Here is a 956-nt window from a genome sequence, read left to right on the forward strand (position 1 = left end):
GCTGTCGGGCTTCTCAGATGCTGTTTCTTCCAATTTTGAAACAAGATTCATTCTCCCACCCCTTAAAGTGAATGAATAGTCATTCATTATTGAAGCCAAGCTTTCTCCTCCATTATAGAGAAACAGAAAAAAACACTCAAGAGCAAAAAGCCCTGAGTGTCAGTACTGTCATAGTTTCTTCAATGCTTCGGCAATCGGCGTATCTCCTTCTGTCAGATCAAAGGCCCGATTTTCCGTATTCTTCTCATCTAAAGAGGCAATGACCGTTTTTGCAACGTCCTCACGGGAAATAAATCCCCGCTCCAGATCCTTCGCTGCTGAAACAGTTCCCGTTCCAGGCTCATTGCGAAGGCCTCCTGGACGGATAATCGTATAGGTTAAACCGCTCGCTTCCAGAATTTTATCAGCATAATGCTTGGCCACATAATAAGGTTTGAGTGCCTCATTCCAATTTTCACGGTTATGGGCTTGCAGGGCGCTGATCATAATAAACCGTTTGATTCCGGCAATGTCCGCAGCTTCAATGGCTTTTGCCGCTCCATCAAGATCCACCAGCAGCGTTTTATCATAGCCTGTGCTGCCGCCGGAACCGGCTGTGAAAATGATCGCGTCACAGCCTTTTGCCGCAGCGGCGATTTCTTCCGGGCTGCCCTCCAGATTCGCAAGCACAGCTTCTGCACCGGCAGCTTCAAGAGACGCTTTCTGTTCTTCTTTTCTGACCATCGCTCTGATGGAATGATCAGGATTATCTTGGAATAAAGAGACGAGCCTTTGCCCGATTTGTCCGTTCGCTCCGATTAAAAACACTTTCATGTGAATCCCTCCTGCCTCCATTATTTCAAAAACACAACCGCTCTTTCAAACGATGTGTTTTGCCTTAATAAATCAGATCAAGGAAATCCTCTTTCGTAATGTTCCCAAAGTAATGCTTGAGATTCACACCTTCGAGCACATCA

At 46.0% G+C, this 956-nt stretch carries 2 protein-coding genes; both read right to left on the reverse strand.

Going from position 1 to position 956, the window contains the following annotated elements:
• Positions 1-168: 168 nt before the first annotated feature.
• A complete protein-coding gene (locus tag ACWHAR_RS23965; protein ID WP_014479357.1) occupies positions 169-813 on the reverse strand; it encodes an SDR family oxidoreductase in 645 nt (214 codons plus the stop codon).
• Positions 814-877: 64 nt separating this feature from the next.
• Positions 878-956: hypothetical protein (locus tag ACWHAR_RS23970; protein ID WP_452088051.1), on the reverse strand; the 79-nt coding region annotated here is incomplete at its 5' end.

The sequence above is a fragment of the Bacillus sp. LR--39 genome (genome assembly GCF_053613335.1).